The 20,013-nt window shown below is 55.0% G+C and carries 15 protein-coding genes and 1 riboswitch; of the genes, 4 read left to right on the top strand and 11 right to left on the bottom strand.

Features of this window, described 5'->3' with window-relative positions; genetic code table 11:
• Positions 1–36: 36 nt before the first annotated feature.
• The gene (gene yjbE / locus ACR6JA_RS20305) at positions 37–288 is read right to left on the bottom strand and encodes an exopolysaccharide production protein YjbE (protein ID WP_008455862.1); all 252 of its coding nucleotides are present in this window, start codon (positions 286–288) and stop codon (positions 37–39) included.
• 367 nt (positions 289–655) lie between these two features.
• Positions 656–2,305: a glucose-6-phosphate isomerase gene (gene pgi / locus ACR6JA_RS20300; protein ID WP_008455864.1), complete on the bottom strand. Its 1,650-nt coding sequence runs from the start codon at positions 2,303–2,305 to the stop codon at positions 656–658.
• A 239-nt stretch (positions 2,306–2,544) separates the two neighbouring features.
• A riboswitch (Lysine riboswitch) is annotated at positions 2,545–2,764 on the top strand.
• Positions 2,765–2,866: 102 nt separating this feature from the next.
• On the opposite strand from pgi, the gene lysC reads away from it, so the two are divergent.
• The 3 genes from lysC (at position 2,867) to ACR6JA_RS20285 (ending at position 5,606) form a co-directional block, all read left to right on the top strand.
• Positions 2,867–4,216 carry a lysine-sensitive aspartokinase 3 gene (lysC, locus tag ACR6JA_RS20295; protein WP_008455866.1) on the top strand — a complete coding sequence of 450 codons (1,350 nt, stop codon included), beginning with the start codon at positions 2,867–2,869 and terminating at the stop codon, positions 4,214–4,216.
• A gap of 93 nt (positions 4,217–4,309) precedes the next feature.
• A complete protein-coding gene (panS, locus tag ACR6JA_RS20290) occupies positions 4,310–5,242 on the top strand; it encodes a ketopantoate/pantoate/pantothenate transporter PanS (RefSeq protein WP_008455869.1) in 933 nt (310 codons plus the stop codon).
• A gap of 91 nt (positions 5,243–5,333) precedes the next feature.
• Positions 5,334–5,606 carry a YjbD family protein gene (locus ACR6JA_RS20285; protein ID WP_008455871.1) on the top strand — a complete coding sequence of 91 codons (273 nt, stop codon included), beginning with the start codon at positions 5,334–5,336 and terminating at the stop codon, positions 5,604–5,606.
• A gap of 1 nt (position 5,607) precedes the next feature.
• Here ACR6JA_RS20285 and rluF read toward each other — a convergent pair whose 3' ends face one another.
• The 5 genes from rluF to metH all read right to left on the bottom strand — a co-directional run bounded on the left by rluF (position 5,608) and on the right by metH (position 12,625).
• Positions 5,608–6,486 carry a 23S rRNA pseudouridine(2604) synthase RluF gene (rluF, locus tag ACR6JA_RS20280; RefSeq protein ID WP_494494274.1) on the bottom strand — a complete coding sequence of 293 codons (879 nt, stop codon included), beginning with the start codon at positions 6,484–6,486 and terminating at the stop codon, positions 5,608–5,610.
• Positions 6,487–6,551: 65 nt separating this feature from the next.
• Positions 6,552–6,866: a CcdB family protein gene (locus ACR6JA_RS20275; protein WP_008455875.1), complete on the bottom strand. Its 315-nt coding sequence runs from the start codon at positions 6,864–6,866 to the stop codon at positions 6,552–6,554.
• The gene (locus tag ACR6JA_RS20270; protein WP_166993028.1) at positions 6,866–7,129 is read right to left on the bottom strand and encodes a type II toxin-antitoxin system CcdA family antitoxin; all 264 of its coding nucleotides are present in this window, start codon (positions 7,127–7,129) and stop codon (positions 6,866–6,868) included. Before ACR6JA_RS20270 ends, ACR6JA_RS20275 begins: the two co-directional genes overlap by 1 nt.
• A gap of 36 nt (positions 7,130–7,165) precedes the next feature.
• Entirely contained in the window at positions 7,166–8,797 is a 1,632-nt protein-coding gene (locus ACR6JA_RS20265) for a Na/Pi cotransporter family protein (RefSeq protein WP_008455880.1), read from the bottom strand.
• Positions 8,798–8,941: 144 nt separating this feature from the next.
• Entirely contained in the window at positions 8,942–12,625 is a 3,684-nt protein-coding gene (gene metH, locus ACR6JA_RS20260; RefSeq protein WP_494494275.1) for a methionine synthase, read from the bottom strand.
• A gap of 192 nt (positions 12,626–12,817) precedes the next feature.
• Here metH and iclR point away from each other — a divergent pair, with 192 nt between their 5' ends.
• Positions 12,818–13,651, top strand: a complete 834-nt coding sequence (iclR, locus tag ACR6JA_RS20255) for a glyoxylate bypass operon transcriptional repressor IclR (protein ID WP_213714940.1) — start codon at positions 12,818–12,820, stop codon at positions 13,649–13,651.
• Here iclR and aceK read toward each other — a convergent pair.
• The 4 genes from aceK to metA all read right to left on the bottom strand — a co-directional run bounded on the left by aceK (position 13,648) and on the right by metA (position 19,559).
• Positions 13,648–15,390 carry a bifunctional isocitrate dehydrogenase kinase/phosphatase gene (gene aceK / locus ACR6JA_RS20250; protein ID WP_494494276.1) on the bottom strand — a complete coding sequence of 581 codons (1,743 nt, stop codon included), beginning with the start codon at positions 15,388–15,390 and terminating at the stop codon, positions 13,648–13,650. The genes iclR and aceK overlap by 4 nt on opposite strands.
• A 57-nt stretch (positions 15,391–15,447) precedes the next feature.
• On the bottom strand, positions 15,448–16,755 hold the full coding sequence (aceA, locus tag ACR6JA_RS20245; RefSeq protein WP_213714944.1) for an isocitrate lyase: 1,308 nt from the start codon (positions 16,753–16,755) through the stop codon (positions 15,448–15,450).
• Positions 16,756–16,785: 30 nt separating this feature from the next.
• The gene (gene aceB, locus ACR6JA_RS20240) at positions 16,786–18,384 is read right to left on the bottom strand and encodes a malate synthase A (RefSeq protein WP_494494277.1); all 1,599 of its coding nucleotides are present in this window, start codon (positions 18,382–18,384) and stop codon (positions 16,786–16,788) included.
• 245 nt (positions 18,385–18,629) lie between these two features.
• Positions 18,630–19,559 (bottom strand): homoserine O-acetyltransferase MetA, encoded by a 930-nt coding sequence (metA, locus tag ACR6JA_RS20235; RefSeq protein ID WP_008455894.1) that lies wholly within the window; start codon positions 19,557–19,559, stop codon positions 18,630–18,632.
• Positions 19,560–20,013 lie beyond the last annotated feature (454 nt).

Below are 20,013 nucleotides of genomic sequence, written 5' to 3'. Positions count from 1 at the left end.
CACCGAAGTGTGGTTATGGTTAAAAACACCCAAACGTTAACGGGTGGTGGTGCTGGTCGTCGTGGTTGTGGTGGTTCCGGTGTTTGAACCGTCGCCGCCACCGGTTGCGGCTAATGCCACACCAACCGCAGACCCAACAGTGCTGGCGCTGGTTGCAGCAGAACTGCCTGCAGACACAGACGTCGCCTGCGCGCCGGCCGCATCACCCACAGCTACAGGGTCAGCATTCGCCGCGCCGGCGGCAGCCAGCGTAAATATGGCTAAAGCGCCATAAAGGGTTTTTCTCATTACAATTTCCCTTCATTGAATGAATGGAGATTTACCTGAAAAGGTTTCAGGCGCGATCGAGTATACACAACACAATGTGTTGAATTAGCCTGCGGGAAATAAGGAATGAACTTTAAGAAAAAGAGTAAGAGCCAAGGCTTGAATTATATTAAAATAAAAATAACTAAAATAAAAACAATTAGTTATTAAGAGATCTTGGAAGGATCAATTCAATATAATCTTAAATTAAAGACCTGACAAAGCGGCGGGAAAATCATTTTTAGGATTAACCTCAGGGTGGCAATGTCGAGAATTATGACGACAAGGGGATAACTCTTATAAAAAATATGCCAGCACGAGGCTGGCATATTTTCATCACGCGGTTTAATTAATCACGCCATGCTTTATAGCGGTTAATCAGGCCGTTGGTTGAGCTGTCGTGGCTGGCGATTTGTTTGTCGTCACCCAGTTCCGGCAGAATGCGGTTAGCCAGCTGTTTGCCCAGCTCCACACCCCACTGGTCGAAGGTGAAGATGTTCAGGATCGCGCCCTGGGTGAAGATTTTGTGTTCGTAAAGTGCAATCAGCGCACCCAGGCTGAACGGGGTGATTTCGCGCAGCAGGATGGAGTTGGTTGGGCGGTTGCCTTCGAACACTTTGAACGGCACAACGTGGTCCAGCGTGGCCGGATCTTTACCCTGGTCACGGTATTCCTGCTCAACCACTTCACGGGATTTTCCGAACGCCAGCGCTTCGGTCTGTGCGAAGAAGTTAGACAGCAGTTTTGGATGGTGATCCGACAGCGCGTTATGGCTAATAGCCGGTGCGATGAAGTCGCAAGGCACCATTTTGGTCCCCTGGTGAATCAGTTGGTAGAACGCGTGCTGCCCGTTGGTACCCGGCTCGCCCCAGATAATTGGGCCAGTCTGGTAGTCCACGGCGTTGCCGTTGCGGTCAACGTACTTACCGTTGGACTCCATGTTGCCCTGCTGGAAGTAGGCGGCAAAGCGATGCATGTACTGGTCGTATGGCAGAATCGCTTCAGTTTCAGCACCGAAGAAATTGTTGTACCAGATGCCGATCAGCGCCAGCAGAACCGGCAGGTTTTGCTCGGCAGGCGTGGTGGAGAAGTGTTTGTCCATCGCGTGCGCGCCGGACAGCAGCTCAACAAAGTTGTCGAAGCCCACGGACAGAATGATAGACAGGCCAATCGCGGACCACAGAGAGTAGCGGCCGCCAACCCAGTCCCAGAATTCGAACATGTTTGCGGTGTCGATACCAAACTCACCGACGGCTTTCCCGTTGGTGGACAGCGCAGCGAAGTGTTTTGCCACGTGCTTTTCGTCGCCAGCGGCACGCAGGAACCAGTCACGCGCGCTGTGGGCGTTAGTCATCGTTTCCTGAGTGGTGAAGGTTTTAGAGGCCACCAGGAACAGCGTGGTTTCAGGGTTAACTTTCTTCAGCACTTCGGCAATGTGGGTACCGTCAACGTTGGACACAAAGTGCATGTTGAGGTGATTTTTGTATGGACGCAGCGCTTCGGTAACCATGAATGGGCCGAGGTCAGAGCCGCCGATACCGATGTTAACCACGTCGGTGATGGCTTTGCCGGTGTAGCCTTTCCAGTTCCCGCTGATGATACTTTCAGAGAAGGCTTTCATCTTCTCAAGCACCGCGTTCACTTCCGGCATCACGTCTTTGCCATCGACCACGATAGGCGTGTTGCTGCGGTTACGCAGCGCAACGTGCAGCACGGCGCGGTCTTCGGTGCGGTTGATTTTCTCGCCGGCGAACATGGATTTGATCGCGCTCTGCAGATCGGTTTCTTTCGCCAGCGCCTGCAGTTTTTCGAGGGTTTCGGTAGTGATACGGTTTTTGGAGAAGTCCACCAGCATCAGGTCATCGAAAGTTGCGGAGAACTTGCTGAAGCGGTCGTTATCTTTCGCGAACAGGTCGGAAAGCGTAACGTCTTTCATCTCATCGTAATGTTTCTGGAGTGCCTGCCAGGCAGAGGTCTGCTTCGGGTTGATGTTTTTCATAGCAATACTCTTCTGATTTGAGAATTGTGACTTCGGTCGATTGTAGCGCCTGCAGGCAAAAATTGTGATTGATTTTATGCCATTAACCGAGGGTTTCCCGTAACCCCCTAAAAAGCGGCAAAAATACCCTCTTATAAGTTAAATTCCTGATTACCGATTTAACATGAAAAATCCGCATAACCCCGCAGTTGACATGCCTTCGCCGAAGCTTTATTTATTAGGCGCTACCTGCGCGTGCGCAGGCCAGAAGAGGCGCGTTGCCCAGAAAATCGTATCCGAGAAACCAGTGACAAGGACGATACGTGAGGGGGAGCAACGCCGAGATGATAAAGCGGCTGGTCACGCTTATTGTCGGCTACAGGGGCTGAATCCTCTGGGTTGTCACCAGAAACGTTCGCAGTCGAGCGTTTCATATCCGGCTCCAAAGCTGGATAGACAAGGTGGAGCACTTCTGGGTGATATCGTAGTTCTCTTGCTCTGCGCCCACCCGTTTATCGCTCTTCCCTTGTGCCAAGGCTGAATACTTTATTGCCAGTTAATGGCCCCTGACACGAGGTAGTTATGTCTCAAACCGTAGTCGCCAAATTTGGTGGGACCAGCGTCGCCGATTTCGACGCGATGAACCGCAGCGCCGATGTGGTGCTGGCCGATAGCCACGTCCGCGTGGTGGTGCTTTCCGCCTCCGCTGGCGTGACTAACCTGCTGGTTGCTCTGGCTGAAGGCCTCGAAGCGACCGAGCGCTTCGTCAAGCTCGATGCCATCCGCAAAATCCAGTACAACATCGTTGAGCGTCTGGCGAATCCGGACGTTATTCGCGAAGAAATCGACCGCCTGCTTGAAAACATCACGACCCTTGCGGAAGCCGCCTCTCTGGCGACCTCCACCGCGCTGACCGATGAACTGGTCAGCCACGGCGAACTAATGTCCACCCTGCTATTTGTGGAAATCCTGCGTGAACGTCAGGTGGAAGCGCAGTGGTTCGACATTCGTAAAGTCATGCGCACCAACGACCGCTTCGGCCGTGCCGAACCGGATATCGCCGCGCTGGCGGAACTGGCAAGCCAGCAGATGCTGCCGCGCCTCGCGGAATCCCTGGTGATCACTCAGGGCTTTATCGGGAGTGAAGAAAAAGGCAGAACGACCACGCTTGGCCGCGGCGGCAGCGACTATACCGCCGCGCTGCTTGGTGAAGCGTTAAATGCCGCGCGCGTAGATATCTGGACCGACGTGCCGGGCATCTATACCACCGATCCGCGCATGGTACCTGCGGCAAAACGCATTGACCGCATCGCGTTTGAAGAAGCCGCTGAAATGGCGACCTTTGGCGCGAAAGTCCTGCACCCGGCCACGCTGCTGCCCGCCGTGCGCTGCGACATTCCGGTGTTCGTTGGCTCCAGCAAAGATCCTGCTGCTGGCGGAACTTTGGTATGCAAAAAAACGGAAAATCCACCGCTCTTCCGCGCCCTTGCGGTACGTCGCAAGCAAACGCTGCTGACGCTGCACAGCCTGCATATGCTCCATTCCCGTGGTTTCCTGGCGGAAGTGTTCAGCATTCTGGCTCGCCATAATATTTCCGTGGATCTGATCACCACCTCCGAAGTGAGCGTGGCGTTGACCATGGACACCACCGGCTCTACCTCCACTGGCGACAGCCTGCTGACCACCGCGCTGCTCACCGAACTGTCATCGCTGTGCCGCGTGGAAGTCGAAGAGAACCTGGCGCTGGTGGCCATCATCGGCAATAAACTGTCCCAGGCCTGTGGCGTAGGCAAAGAAGTGTTCGGTGTGCTCGATCCGTTCAACATCCGCATGATTTGCTACGGCGCTTCCAGCTACAACCTGTGCTTCCTGGTGCCTGGCGACGATGCAGAGCAGGTCGTGCAGAAACTGCACCGCAACCTGTTTGAATAACCGTTCAATCCATGCCATGAATACAGAAAGCCGGGCTCGCACCCGGCTTTTTTTATAACCATAAAACAACACAAACTCTGCAAGGACACCGCTATGATCGCCACCCTAACCCGGCTGTTCCCGCTTTGGGCGCTGCTGCTCTCCGTCGCTGCGTATTATACCCCCTCAACCTTTATTCCGATTGGCCCGTGGGTCAGCACGCTGCTGATGCTCATTATGTTTGGCATGGGCGTCCACCTGCGGCTTGAAGACTTTAAACGCGTGCTGTCGCGCCCGGCCCCGGTAGCTGCAGGCATTTTTCTGCATTACCTGGTGATGCCGCTGGCGGCGTGGCTGCTGGCAATGTTGTTCCATATGCCGCCCGACCTGTCAGCCGGGATGGTGCTGGTCGGCAGCGTAGCCAGCGGCACGGCGTCCAACGTCATGATTTACTTGGCCAAAGGTGATGTTGCGCTCTCCGTAACAATATCTTCTGTTTCTACGCTGGTCGGCGTATTTGCCACGCCGCTGCTCACCCGTCTCTATGTCGACGCCGACATTAAAGTCGATGTGATGGGCATGCTGGTCAGTATTCTGCAAATCGTCATCATCCCGATTGGCCTTGGCCTGATTGTGCATCATCTGTTCCCACGCCTGGTGAAGCGCGTGGAACCCTGGCTGCCTGCATTTTCCATGCTTTGTATTCTCGCCATCATTAGCGCAGTTGTGGCAGGTTCTGCGTCACACATCGCTTCCGTTGGCCTGGTAGTGATTGTCGCGGTGATTCTGCATAACACCATTGGCCTGCTCGGCGGTTACTGGGGCGGACGCCTGTTTGGGTTCGACGAGTCGACCTGTCGGACGCTGGCCATCGAAGTGGGAATGCAGAACTCCGGTCTTGCGGCCACGTTGGGTAAAATTTACTTCTCGCCGCTCGCAGCGCTGCCTGGCGCGCTGTTCTCCGTCTGGCACAATCTGTCCGGCTCTCTGCTGGCCGGGTATTGGTCCGGCAAAGCGATAACGCCGAAGCCAGACGGCAAAAAATAATCGCTAAAAGCCTGCTGATGCAGGCTTTTTTGTCTCGTCGGCGCGGTGGGTTTGTTTTACACTGAGAGTCCTTTCCCGGGAGATTGCAACGATGGCTACAGCCAGACTGACACAGCAAGACATGACGGAAAGCGAACAGCGTGAGCTAAAAACGCTGCTGGATCGCGCCCGCATTGCCCACGGTCGTACGTTGACCAACTCAGAGACTAATCAGGTAAAAAAAGAGTACATCGACAAGCTGATGGCGGAACGAGCGCTGGCGGCTAAGAAAGCTCGCCAGTTGAAGAAACAAAATGCCTTAAAGCCGGATACGACGACGACTTATTCATGGTCAGCCAACAACCATACGCGAGGCAAACGCTAGTTTAGCGGCCCTTTTTCTTCCGGCCTGGAGAAGCAAAGCGTTTACGCGAGGCAAGCTCAGCGGGCGTTTTGGCTGAGCTTTTCGGGCCACTTACCAACGGTTTTTTCGCCGCCGGGCTGGCCGCTTTTGGCTTCGCTTTTTTAGCCGGTTTCGCCTCAGAGGACGAATCCTCAATCATCTTAAACAGCTCAATCAGTTCATCATCCGTCAGGTCGCGCCATTCCCCAAGCGGGATCCCAGTGAGATTAACGTTCATGATGCGCGTACGCTCCAGCTTCGTCACTTCATAGCCAAAGTGTTCACACATACGGCGGATCTGGCGGTTCAGCCCCTGAACCAGGGTGATGCGAAACGCAAACGGCGCTTCTTTTTTAACTTTGCATTTCTTGGTGACGGTGCCCAGAATCGGCACGCCTGCCCCCATACCACGAATAAATTCGTCGGTAACCGGCTTGTTCACCGTGACCACGTATTCTTTCTCATGGTCGTTCCCGGCACGCAGAATTTTGTTCACCAGGTCGCCGTGGTTGGTGAGGAAAATCAGCCCCTGAGAATCTTTGTCCAGGCGGCCAATGGGGAACACGCGCTTGCTGTGGTTCACATAGTCCACGATGTTGTCTTTCTCGCCGTCTTCCGTGGTGCTTACAATTCCCACCGGCTTATTCAGCGCAATAAGCACCAGGTCTTCTTCGTTGCGGGGTTCGATGAGCTGACCATTCACCTTCACGCTGTCGCCGGCAAAAACCTGATCGCCAATTTTGGCGCGTTTGCCGTTAATAAAAACGTTGCCCTGTTCGATGTAGCGATCGGCGTCACGGCGTGAGCAGATCCCGCTCTCGCTGATGTATTTGTTAAGACGAATAGATGAATTAGTCAGCATGGCTCCTCCGAAAACCCAGGACTATACCTTACCCGCAGGGCGTTGCGAACCGCAAAATGGGCTTGTTAGTAACCCTGAATCATAAAATCAACGGCGCCACACAGCTCATCTCTGTAATGCGTCAAATCCGCGACTGAAGCACCGAGTTCTTTAAGCGGAATACCTGCCATCATGTGAGTCATCGCCACGCAAGGCTGCCCCTCAATCGTCACGATGGGGCAGATTTTTTCTGGAGGCATGGCACCCAGTAATTCGCGTTCAATAACGGGAATGACCAGGACATGCTTTAAGGCATCAGCAATGGGGTGCTGCATATTGATGAGATAAGGATACGTTTTCTTCCCTGCGCCAGTATTTTCGTAGGCGTGAAACTGTTCCATCAGAAGCTCCTCTGAAAATCACTGAACGAGCCGTGCTCCTCAACAAACTCATTAAGCGCGGCAATCTTTTCCTGATTATCCTTGAGCCACTCAGCCCGAGCGTTTTCGCGAAATTTCTCGATTAATGCCTCGGTCAGTACTGCCGAGATATTTAGTTTCAGCTTACGGGCCTCATCCAGAATCTCCGGCGCTAGCGTGACATTCACCGATTTTTTAGCGGCTGTACTTTCAACACGCATATTAACCCCCATTGTAATGCGCATACATTATTCAATTATAGAGCGATGCCGGGTTGACGATCAATATTCATCCCGCTCGTCGTCATCGTCCGGTTGGTCCAGCACGCTGTAGGCAACGGAACAGAACAACGAGTTCAGGCGCTTCATGTCCCCCAGCAGCCCGAGGTGCAGCGAACTGGTCTCGATGCTCTGCACGTTCTGCTGGTGCAGGCGATCAACGTGGGCATGGGAGTAGCGGCGGTTCATGATGCGGAAGCGGTGTTTGTTCCGGCGCAGCCGGCGGGCACTGCCCAGGTCGCTCGAGAAGAACACCGACAGGCTCAGCTGCAGGTTGCTGATCAACTGCTGGAGCAGGTTATCCAGCTCGGTCAGGCCGTCCGGCGAGAAGGCCCGGCGCGCGGCGAGAGATTTATCCGCCACTTCGCTGCCCATACGTTCGATGATGTCCGCCGCCTGCTCCAGGTTCAGCGACATTTCGATGATTTCCGCCCAGCGGCGCGACTCCATTTCCGCCAGATCTTCCTTCGGCATCTGCGCAAGGTAAAGTTTGATGGCGGTATACAGCACGTCCACGTCGTCGGCCAGCTTGCGCAGCTCTTTTTCCTGGCGCGGCTCGCCGTGCATCACCTTGCTCCAGGTTTCCAGCATCTGCTCCAGTACGTCGCCCATTCTCAGGGTTTCCCGCGCGGCGTTAGATAACCCCAGCGCGGGAGTATCCAGCGCAGTAGGATCGAGGTGCTTCGGCTTCATTCGGGCGTCGACTTCCGGCGCTTCGCTGATCACCCGGCGGCAGAAGCGAGCCATTGGTTCGGCAAACGGGACCATCACCAGGCAACGAATCAGGTTGTAGAACACGTGGAAGTAGATAACCAGTTCAGACTCCGGCAACGGCAGGTGGTGCATCAGCCGGGCCAGGACATGCACAAACGGCAGCACCAGCAGGCTGCCCACCAGCTTGAACAGCAGACTACCCAACGCCACACGACGGGCGGCAGCATTCGCAGCGCTGTTATTGATCATTGCCAGCAGGCCGGAGCCGAGGTTAGCCCCGATGACCAGACACAGCGCCACATCAAACGAGATCACGCCGGTGGAGGTCAGCGTGGCCGTCAACAAGACGGCAGCCAGGCTCGAATAGCTGATAATGGCAAACATCGCGCCAATCAGCGCGTCGAGCATGATGTCGCCGGTCAGGGAAGCAAAGATCACCTGGACGCCGTTCGCCTGGGTAATCGGCGTAACGGCTCCCACAATCAGCTCGAGCGCCAGCAGAATAAGACCCAGGCCAATCCCCACTCGGCCAAGCTGCCCGGCGCGAGTCTGCTTGCGGCTGAGGAAAAAGATTACGCCGATGAAAATCAGCAGCGGCGAAAGCCACGAAAGATCGAAGGTCAGGATACGCGCCATTAGCGCTGTGCCGACATCAGCCCCCAGCACAATCACCAGCGCAGGGGCAAGCGCCACCAAATCCTGGGCAACGAACGAGGTCACCAGCATGGTGGTAGCATTACTGCTCTGCACCAGCGCGGTCACGCCTATCCCGGCGCAGAAGGCGAGCGGTTTCTTTTCTACGCTGTGGCTAAGCACACTGCGCAGGTTGGCACCGTAAACGCGCATGATACCGGTGCGCACAATGTGCGTGCCCCAGACCAGCAGCGAAACGGCGGACAGCAGGTGTAACAACGTCAGCACGGATTCTTGTTCTCCTTATCGTTTTTAGGGTTCCCGAAGCAAAAATAGCCACCATCCTTCAGTATAAGGGTTTAACTTCAATAAAGAGACAAGGCGCCCCCAGAGCGCCTTGTAAGTTGTAAGGAAAGATAACAGGTTTGTGAGTTAGTCGGCGTCGTACCCGAGGTTCGGCGCAAGCCAGCGTTCAACCTCGCTGACCGGCATGCCTTTGCGTCGGGCGTAATCTTCGACCTGGTCGCGCTGAATTTGCGCGACGGCGAAATACTTGCTGTCCGGGTGGCTGAAGTACCAGCCGGAAACAGACGCACCGGGCCACATGGCGTAAGACTCGGTGAGCTTCATGCCAATCACGTTTTCGACGTCCAGCAGCGCCCAGATGGCCGCTTTTTCCGTGTGCTCCGGGCAGGCCGGGTAGCCCGGTGCCGGGCGAATGCCTTGGTAATTCTCGCGAATCAGTTCCTCGTTGCTGAGGTTTTCCGTGGCCGCGTAGCCCCAGTAAACTTTACGCACGCGCTCGTGCAGATATTCAGCAAAAGCTTCGGCCAGGCGGTCGGCAACCGCTTTCACCATGATTTTGTTGTAATCATCGTGCTGCGCATCATAAGCGCCCGCCAACGCGTCTTCTTCAATACCGCCGGTGACCGCAAAAGCACCGATGTAGTCGGCTTTACCGCTGTGTTTAGGCGCCACAAAATCGGCAATGCAGTAGTTCGGGAAGCCGTTTTTTTCCGTTTGCTGGCGCAGATGGCGGCTGAAGCCTTTAACCTGAGAGCGTATTTCATCGGCATAAATCTCCACGTCGTCCCCCACGCGATTCGCCGGGAACAGGCCGACCACGCCGCGCGGCGTCATTGTTTTCGTCCGGTGGAGCATATCCAGCATGTCGTTAGCGTCTTTAAACAGCCGTTTTGCCTCCTCACCAACAACCTCATCTTCCAGAATGCGCGGATATTTTCCGGCCAGCGACCAGGTCATGAAGAACGGCGTCCAGTCGATGTAGTTCCTCAGCGTTTCAATGCTGGCGGTCACTTCCTGCACGCCCAGCCGGTGCGGAACCGGAGGCGTGTAGTTTTCCCAGTCGAAAGGCAGATCGTTATCCCGCGCAACTTCCAGCGTAACCGGCGGCGTGCGCGGTTTTTTACGCGCGTGCTGCGTACGAACAACTTCATATTCTTTGCGGGTGCGAGCGACAAATTCATCGCGCTGGGTTTCTGAAAGCAGAGCAGAAACCACGCCGACGGTGCGCGAGGCGTTCTGCACGTAGACGGTTGGCCCGCTGTAGTTCTGCTCTATTTTCACCGCCGTGTGGGCTTTTGACGTGGTTGCCCCGCCGATCAGCAGCGGCAGCGTAAAGCCCTGCCGCTCCATCTCTTTGGCCACGTTGACCATTTCGTCCAGCGACGGGGTGATAAGCCCGGACAGGCCAATGATATCGGCCCCGACTTCACGGGCGGTTTTCAAAATTTTCTCGCCGGGCACCATCACGCCAAGATCGATAATCTCGTAGTTGTTACATTGCAGCACTACGCCGACGATGTTCTTGCCGATGTCATGGACGTCGCCTTTGACGGTCGCCAGCACGATTTTACCGTTGCTGCTGCCCTGCTCTTTGCTGGCTTCGATGTACGGCTCAAGGTAAGCCACCGCCTGCTTCATCACGCGGGCCGATTTCACCACCTGCGGCAGGAACATTTTCCCTTCGCCGAACAAATCCCCCACCACGTTCATTCCCGCCATCAGCGGGCCTTCAATCACTTCTATTGGGCGAGTCGACTGCTGGCGGGCCTCTTCGGTATCCGCTTCGATAAACTCGGTGATGCCTTTCACCAGCGAATATTCGAGACGTTTCACTACGTCCCAGCTACGCCACTCCGCCAGTTGAGCATTGGCGCCGTCATCGCTTTTGCTGCCGCGATATTTTTCGGCCAGTTCCAGCAGACGTTCGGTGCCGTCGTCGCGGCGGTTGAGAATGACGTCTTCGACGGCATCCCGCAGTTCAGCCGGAAGATCGTCGTATATCGCCAGTTGCCCGGCGTTGACGATCCCCATGTCCATACCGTTGCGAATTGCGTAGTAAAGGAATACCGCGTGGATGGCCTCGCGCACCGGCTCGTTGCCGCGGAAAGAGAAGGAGACGTTAGACACGCCGCCGGAGATCATCGCATGGGGCAGCTCGCGCTTAATATCTTCGCAGGCGCCGATAAAATCCTGGGCGTAATTGTTGTGTTCTTCGATGCCGGTCGCCACCGCGAAGATGTTCGGGTCAAAGATGATGTCTTCCGGCGGGAAGCCCACCTCTTCGGTAAGAATTTTATAGGCACGGCGGCAAATCTCGATTTTACGCTCTCGCGTATCGGCCTGGCCCACTTCATCGAATGCCATCACCACCATCGCCGCACCGTAGCGGCGTACCAGCTTCGCATGATGGATAAACGGCTCAGTGCCTTCTTTCATGGAAATAGAGTTAACGATGCCTTTGCCCTGAATGCACTTCAGCCCTTTCTCGATCACATCCCATTTCGAGGAGTCGATCATGATTGGCACCCGGGCGATATCCGGCTCACCGGCAATCAGGTTCAGGAAACGCACCATCGCCGCTTCGGCGTCGAGCATTCCCTCGTCCATGTTGATGTCGATGATCTGCGCGCCGCTGGCGACCTGCTGCAGCGCCACGTCCAGCGCTTCGCTGTATTTCTCTTCTTTGATCAGACGCTTAAACTTTGCCGAGCCGGTAACGTTGGTGCGTTCCCCGACGTTAACGAACAGGCTGTCCGCACCGATATTCAGCGGCTCAAGCCCGGCGAGGCGACAGGCAACCGGCAGATCGGGGAGCTTACGCGGTGCAACACCTGCTACCACCGCGCTCATTGCAGCGATATGCGCAGGCGTCGTCCCGCAACAGCCGCCGACAATGTTCAGGAATCCAGCCTGCGCCCATTCCCCAATCTGCTGCGCCATTACGTCCGCATCTAGGTCGTATTCACCAAAAGCGTTTGGCAGACCAGCATTAGGGTGAGCCGTCACGTAGCACTCGGCAATGCGTGACAGTTCAGCCACGTACTGTCGTAATTCGTCCGGCCCCAGCGCGCAGTTAAGTCCGAAAGAGAGCGCGTCGGCGTGGCGCAGGGAGTTATAGAAAGCTTCCGTCGTCTGACCGGAAAGCGTACGGCCTGACGCATCGGTAATGGTGCCGGAAATCATGATCGGCAGGTCAACGCCAAGCGCTTCAAACTCCGCTTTTACGGCGAAGATGGCAGCTTTGGCATTCAGGGTGTCGAAGACCGTCTCGATCATGATCAGATCGGCCCCGCCTTCCACTAGCGCTTTGGTCGATTCACGGTAAGCGGCGACCAGTTGATCAAAGGTGATGTTGCGGAAGGCGGGGTCGTTCACGTCCGGGGAAATTGATGCCGTACGGTTGGTCGGGCCAAGCACACCGGCGACGTAACGTGGTTTTTCCGGCGTGCGGGCCGTCCATTCGTCGGCACAGGCACGTGCTAGCTTAGCGGCTTCGTAGTTAATTTCCGCCGACAGCGACTCCATTTGGTAATCCGCCATTGCAATGGTGGTGGAGTTGAAGGTGTTGGTTTCGACGATGTCGGCACCAGCTTCAAAGTAGGCATAGTGAATCGCGGCGATAATTTCCGGTTTGCTGAGCACCAGCAGGTCATTGTTGCCCTTAAGGTCACACGGCCAGTCGGCAAAACGCTCGCCGCGGAAATCACTCTCATCAAGGCGGTAGCTTTGGATCATGGTCCCCATACCGCCGTCCAGCACCAGAATGCGCTCACTCAGTTGTTGCTTCAGCTTCTCTACATTGTTGCTCACGCTCACTCCCACCTGTTTTCCCTGCCTGACGGATATGCCATCCCATACTTGCACAATCTATAGGGTCGTAAAAGCCGCATATAGGGAACATGAGAGATGTTCAGCATCACTCCTCCGATCAGTCTGAGTAGCGGTTGCAAATTCGCCAAATAAAACGAAAATGATTTCCACGATACGAAAAAGGAGTCCGGTATGGTTGCTACAGTCCCCGCTAAACGAGGTAAGAAACCCCGCGCCGCCGCCGCTGCGGCTCCGGCTGCCACCGGGCAAGTGCAGTCCCTGACCCGCGGCCTTAAGCTGCTGGAGTGGATTGCCGAATCTGACGGTAGCGTGGCGCTCACCGAGCTTGCTCAGCAGGCTGGTTTGCCCAATTCCACCACCCACCGCCTGCTCACCACGATGCAGCAGTTAGGCTTTGTGCATCAGGTGGGCGATCTTGGCCACTGGACGATTGGCGCGCACGCATTTGTCGTCGGCAGCAGCTTCCTACAAAGCCGCAATCTGCTGGCCATTGTGCACCCTATTCTGCGCAAACTGATGGAAGCCTCCGGTGAAACCGTTAACCTCGCGGTACTCGACAAGAGCGATCACCAGGCAGTTATTATCGACCAGGTTCAGTGCACGCAGCTGATGCGTATGTCAGCACCTATTGGCGGCAAGCTGCCGATGCACGCATCCGGCGCGGGCAAGGCGTTTCTGGCTCAGCTAAATGACGACGAACTGACGGGCCTGCTGCACCGCAAAGGTCTGCACAGCTACACGCCAGCCACGCTGACTTCGCCGCTGCATTTAAAAGAAGATTTAGCGCAAACCCGCAAGCGCGGTTATTCATTTGACGATGAAGAGCATGCCCTGGGGCTGCGCTGCGTGGCTTCGTGCATCTACGATGAGCACCATGAGGCATTCGCGGCGATCTCTATTTCTGGCCCGATTTCACGCATCACCGATGACCGCGTGACGGAGCTGGGTGCGCTGGTGATCAAAGCCGCGAAGGACATTACTCTGGCTTACGGCGGCGGGCGCTAGCCCGCTCGCTTCACTTCCCCAAATCGCTGACTGAAGCGCTGGCGGCGGCGATAAGCATAAACATCTTCTACATAGCCGCCGCGGATGCGAGTTTGCAAAGCGCGCCAAAATTCAGCGCGGAACAGGTCGGCGTGCATTTCATCGAATAGCGGGCGAATGCGTTTGTCTGCACAAAGATAGTGCCGGAACTCTTCCGGGAAAACATCTCCCGGCGAGATGCTGTACCACGGCTCCGAAGAGAGTTCATCTTCCGGGTAACGCGGTGGCGGAATATCCCGGAAATTCACCTCGGTCATGTAGCAAATTTCATCGTAATCGTAGAACACCACCCGCCCGTGACGCGTCACGCCAAAGTTTTTAAACAGCATGTCGCCCGGGAAGATATTGGCTGCCGCCAGTTGACGAATGGCATTGCCGTACTCTTCCACCGCATCCCTTAACTGCTGGCCTTCTACCTGCTCCAGCCACAGGTTAAGCGGCACCATTCGCCGCTCAATGTAGAGATGGCTGATGGCAATGCGGTCGCCAAGATCGGTCAGTTTTTCAGGCACTTCTTCAAGCAGCAGCGACATGAGATCGGCACTTATCTGCCGCTTATCCAGCACGAAGTTTTCAAACTCCTGCGTATCCGCCATGCGCCCCACGCGGTCGTGCTCTTTTACCAGTTGGTAACAGGCACGGACCCTTTCGGCGGTGACTTCTTTTTGCGGCGCGAATTTGTCTTTTATCACTTTAAACACGCGATCGAAGCCCGGCAGCGTGAACACCAGCATCACCATGCCGCGTATGCCGGGTGCCTCAATAAACTGCTCGGCCGTGCTGTGAATGTAGGTCAGATATTCGCGATAGCTTTCGGTTTTGCCGTGCTTCTGGCAGCCAATCGCCATGTACAGTTCGGCGGTGGTTTTTCCCGGTAAAATCTCGCGTAGCCACTCGACGAGCGCGGCGGGGAAAGGGGCATAAACCATGAAATAGGAACGCGCAAAACCGAAAACGATACTGGCTTCGGGGGAGCTGGTCAGGCAGGTGTCTACCATTAACCGGCCATCATCGGTGCGATGGATCGGCAATAAAAAGGGAATTTTTCCTCCCGGCAGAACCAGTTTGCCAACCAGCCAGGCGGCTTTATTGCGGTAAAACAGTTCATTAGCCACTTCCAGCGTGGCCGTCCGCAATGTTTCTGCGCCCAAGGTTTCATGCAGATGGGCGAGGATAAAACCCACATCCCGTGTAATATCCTGCCAGGGCAGGCGCAGCGGGAGATCGGAGAGCAAGGTCGTGAGCAACGTCGTCCAGCCTTGCTCCGGGAAAAAAGTTTTTGCCAGTGGTCGAGGCAGCGGCCGAAGCTGTTTACCTGCCTGGGAGCTGAAGATAAAAAGCCGCTCGGGAGTAAGCGAGCGGTGGTCGAAGAGCCGACAATAGACAGAATTAAAAAAGCTTTCGGCAATTTCAAAACGCGGGTAATCCGGCAGTAGCCGGGTGTATTGCTCTTTCACGCGCAGTAAAAAGGCCGCGTCGGTGTTCTGCCCGCCGGTAATGCAGCGAAGCTGTTCTACGACGAGACCTACGTGGTGATCGTACAGGTTGATGCGGCTTTTCATCGCCTGCTGAACGGCGTGCCAGTCGGCCTGTTCAAAGCGCTGCTGGGCACCCGCGGTGACCTCCAGAAATCGACCGTATTGCGCGTCGAACCCCTGCAGGATGGTGTGGGCAATTAACAGCTCCAGCCTGTGTGACATTTATTTCTCCCCTCACCCCGGCCCTCTCCCAAAGGAGAGGGGGAAAATAAAGTTTGTTCAGAACTGCTCTTCTTCAGTCGAACCTGTCAGCGCCGTGACGGAAGAAGCGCCGCCCTGGATGATAGTGGTTACGCGGTCAAAGTAGCCGGTGCCCACTTCCTGCTGGTGAGAAACGAAGGTGTAGCCTTCAGAAGCGGCGGCAAATTCAGGCTGCTGTACCTTCTCAACATAGTGGCGCATTCCCTCCCCCTGCGCATAAGAGTGCGCCAGATCGAACATGTTGAACCACATGCTGTGGATCCCCGCCAGGGTGATGAACTGGTATTTGTAACCCATGTCCGACAATTCTTGCTGGAAGGACGCGATGGTTTTGTCATCGAGGTTTTTCTTCCAGTTAAACGACGGCGAACAGTTATAGGCCAGCAGTTTACCTGGGAAGCGTGCATGGATGGCTTCCGCGAAACGGCGGGCCTGTTCCAGGTCGGGTTTAGAGGTTTCACACCAGACCAGGTCGGCATAAGGCGCGTAGGCCAGGCCGCGACTGATAGCCTGTTCAATGCCAGCGCGTGTACGGTAGAAACCTTCCTGCGTGCGCTCACCGGTGATGAATTCACGGTCGTATTCGTCGCAGTCGGAGGTGATCAGATCTGCCGCGTCAGCATCGGTACGAGCGATCAGCAATGTTGGAACCCCCATCACGTCAGCCGCCAGACGAGCGGCAGTCAGCTTCTGGATAGCTTCCTGAGTTGGGACCAGGACTTTGCCGCCCATGTGGCCACATTTCTTCACGGAAGCCAGTTGGTCTTCAAAGTGCACCGCAGCGGCACCCGCCTGAATCATCGACTTCATCAGTTCGAAGGCGTTCAGCACGCCGCCAAAACCGGCTTCTGCATCGGCAACGATGGGCAGGAAGTAGTCAATGTGGCGTGGATCGCCCGGTTCAATATTGGATGCCCACTGGATCTGATCCGCACGCTGGAAGCTGTTGTTGATCCGATCAACAACCGCAGGGACAGAGTTCGCCGGGTAGAGCGACTGATCCGGGTACATGCTGGACGCCAGGTTAGCGTCCGCCGCAACTTGCCAGCCTGAAAGGTAAATAGCTTCGATACCCGCTTTCGCCTGCTGTAAAGCCTGGCCACCGGTTAACGCCCCCAGACTGTTTACGTAGCCTTTTTTTGACTCGCCGTGCAGCAGGCGCCAGAGTTTAGCCGCCCCGTGCTGCGCCAGAGTACATTCCGGGGTCAGCGAACCGCGCAGTTTCACGACGTCTTCTGCGCTATAGGTACGCTTAATGCCTTCCCAACGCGGCTGTGTCCATTCTTGTTGTACTTGTTGAATCTGTTGGCTACGAGAGGTTTTCATTTCAGATGCTCCATTTTTATAGGTTTAGGTTCAGGCAAGCAGGCGGTAGCCCGGCAGCGTCAGGAAGTCGATTAACTCTTCTGAGGTGGTAATTTGTTCCATCAGCCGCGCAGCTTCATCGAAGCGTCCCTGGCTAAAACGCTGGTCGCCCAGCTCGTCCTGAATCACCAACATCTCTTCGGCAAGCATCTGGCGGAACAGCGCTTTCGTCACGGTCTGGCCGTTGCTTAGCGTCTTTTGGTGATGGATCCATTGCCAGATGGAAGTACGGGAAATTTCAGCGGTCGCGGCATCCTCCATCAGCCCGTAAATCGGTACGCAGCCGTTGCCGGAGATCCACGCCTCGATGTACTGCACCGCAACGCGGATGTTGGCGCGCATACCTTCTTCGGTACGCTCGCCAGGGCAAGGCTCAAGCAACTGCGCCGCGGTGATGGGGGCATCTTCGCTGCGGCTGATGTCCAGTTGGTTCTGGCGTTCACCCAGCGCTTTGCCAAACACCTCAACAACCGTGTCCGCAAGGCCCGGATGCGCAATCCAGGTACCATCATGGCCGTTGTTGGCCTCCATCTCTTTGTCCGCTTTGACTTTGTTCAGTACCCATTCATTGCGAGCGCTGTCTTTACTCGGGATAAAGGCCGCCATGCCGCCCATTGCAAATGCACCGCGACGATGACAGGTCTTGATCAGCAGCCGCGAGTAAGCGTTCAGGAAAGGTTTATCCATCGTCACGGACTGCCTGTCCGGCAGGACGCGATCCGGGTGATTTTTCAGGGTTTTGATGTAGCTGAAGATGTAGTCCCAGCGACCACAGTTCAGGCCCACGATGTGATCTTTCAGGGCGTGCAGGATCTCATCCATCTGGAATACCGCTGGCAGCGTTTCTATCAATAAAGTCGCTTTAATGGTGCCGCGTGGCAGATCGAAGCGATCTTCCGTGAAGCTGAATACTTCGCTCCACCAGGCCGCTTCCTGCCATGACTGGGTTTTGGGCAGATAGAAATAAGGGCCGCTGCCTTTAGCCAGAAGGGCATCCACGTTGTGGAAGAAATAGAGCCCGAAGTCGAACAGGCTGCCAGGGATCGCTTCCCCGCGCCAGGTCACGTGTTTTTCAGGCAGATGCAGGCCGCGCACGCGGCAAACCAGTACCGCCGGGTCTGGCTTCAGCTGATAGATTTTTCCCGCTTCGTTTGTCCAGCTGATGGTGCCGTTTATCGCGTCGCGCAGGTTGATCTGCCCGTCAATGACTTTGTTCCAGCTCGGCGCCAGGGAATCTTCGAAGTCGGCCATAAAGACTTTTACGTTAGCATTCAGTGCGTTGATCACCATTTTGCGCTCAACCGGCCCGGTAATTTCTACCCTGCGGTCGAGCAGATCCTGCGGAATACCACGAATTTGCCAATCACTTTTACGAATGGAATCTGTTTCCGAATTGAAATCAGGAAGCTTTCCACCGTCGATGGCCTGCTGTTCAGCAATGCGAGATGCCAGCAGCTTGTTGCGCTGTGGAGTAAAGCGGCTCACCAGCTCGCCGAGGAATTCTACGGCTTCCGGGGTGAGGATCTGCTTCTCTTGCTCGCCAAACGGCTGGCTAAAGGCCAGCTCTTCGCTAACTGTCTGTTGTGTCATTCGGTTACTCCTTCGTCTTATCCCGTCGAGACGGCCAAAAGTGAATCGCGCACGGCTGTGCAGTTTTCATGCAACAGAATTAAGACTACTTGATGAATTTTTAAAATCAAAAACAATTTCCATTTTTGATTTTAAATTGATTTATCATATTGATATTTATGAGATTAAAGTTCAATCAAGGCGGGAAGTGATTTTCAGAATAGAAAAAAGGCGCCGAAGGCGCCTGGAATGGGAAGCTGAAACGCTTAATCGAGCGTCGGGTTCATGTGGCGAAGGTCGAATGGCGTAATCTGGTAGACGTAGTAGTTCAGCCAGTTGGTGAACAGCAGATTGCCATGGCTGCGCCAGGTCGCGTGAGGTTTCTTCGCCGGATCGTCTCCTGGGAAGTAGTTATACGGCACCTCTGGCTGAAGCCCCGCATCGACATCGCGGAAGTACTCGCCGGATAGCGTCAGCGCATCATATTCCGGGTGACCGGTTACGAACGCGATGCGCTTATCCCTGCTGCCAAACAGGTAGGCATCGCCCTGTTCTGTTTCGGCAAAGATCTCCAGATCGGTGTAGTCCCGGATCAGCTGCGCAGGGAAGTCGGCATAACGAGAATGAGGCGCCAGGAATGAATCATCAAAGCCGCGCGTCAGTAAAGCATGAGGCTGAGTAACATTGTGCTCGTAGACGCCAGAAAGTTTTTCATCTCGAGTTTGCTTTGGAATGCCGTATAAAATATTCAGCGCGGCCTGGACGGCCCAGCAGACAAACAGCGTCGAGGTGACATGATCTTTGGCCCATTCCAGCACCTGCTGGATCTGCGGCCAGTAAGCCACATCATTAAATTCAACCAGTCCAAGCGGAGCGCCGGTGACGATCAATCCGTCATAGTTGTCGTGTTTAATGTCATCAAAATTACAGTAAAAGTTATTGAGGTGCTCGCCAGGCGTATGGCGAGACTCACGGCTGTCGATGCGCAGCAGCTGGATATCCACCTGCAGTGGAGAGTTGGAGAGCAGCCGCAGGAATTGGTTTTCCGTCTCAATTTTCTTCGGCATCAGATTCAGGATCAGTACCTTTAACGGACGTATTTCCTGATTGCTGGCGCGTGATGTCGTCATCACAAAGACGTTTTCTTCACGCAGGAAATTGACGGCTGGTAGCTCGTCCTGCACCCGAATCGGCATAACCTTATATCCTCAAAGCATACGTTTAAACGTTTAGACATCCAGACACCTGACGATACCGATTTTATGGTTCAATGTCGAGCCAGAAGCGAAAAGGTGAAAATGTTTCATTTAAGAGTGATAGCAAAGAGCAGATGCTTACGCTGGATTGAAGACAGGAACTCAGTGAATAACTCTGTCGTAGAAAGATAAAAATATGAAGGATACAAAAAGCAAAAAACCCCGGCCTTTCGGTCGGGGTTAATGCTAATGTGATGCTTGGCAGTTTCTACAATACGCGTATCATCCTGATACTCGCCCTTCCGGGGGCCACCGCTCGCGGCGTTCAAACGTCTTCCCGACACGTTTGTCGCATGCCCATGCTCGTGCAGGGAATGTCCTGATACCACATAAACAAAAAACCCCAGCCATCAGGCTGAGGTTTTTTGTTTTATTTGATGCCTGGCAGTTCCCT

It is taken from the genome of Cedecea sp. B1(4) (assembly GCF_059414925.1).
Note: the sequence above shows the minus strand (reverse complement) of the source record. Positions and strands in the feature narration are given on the sequence as shown.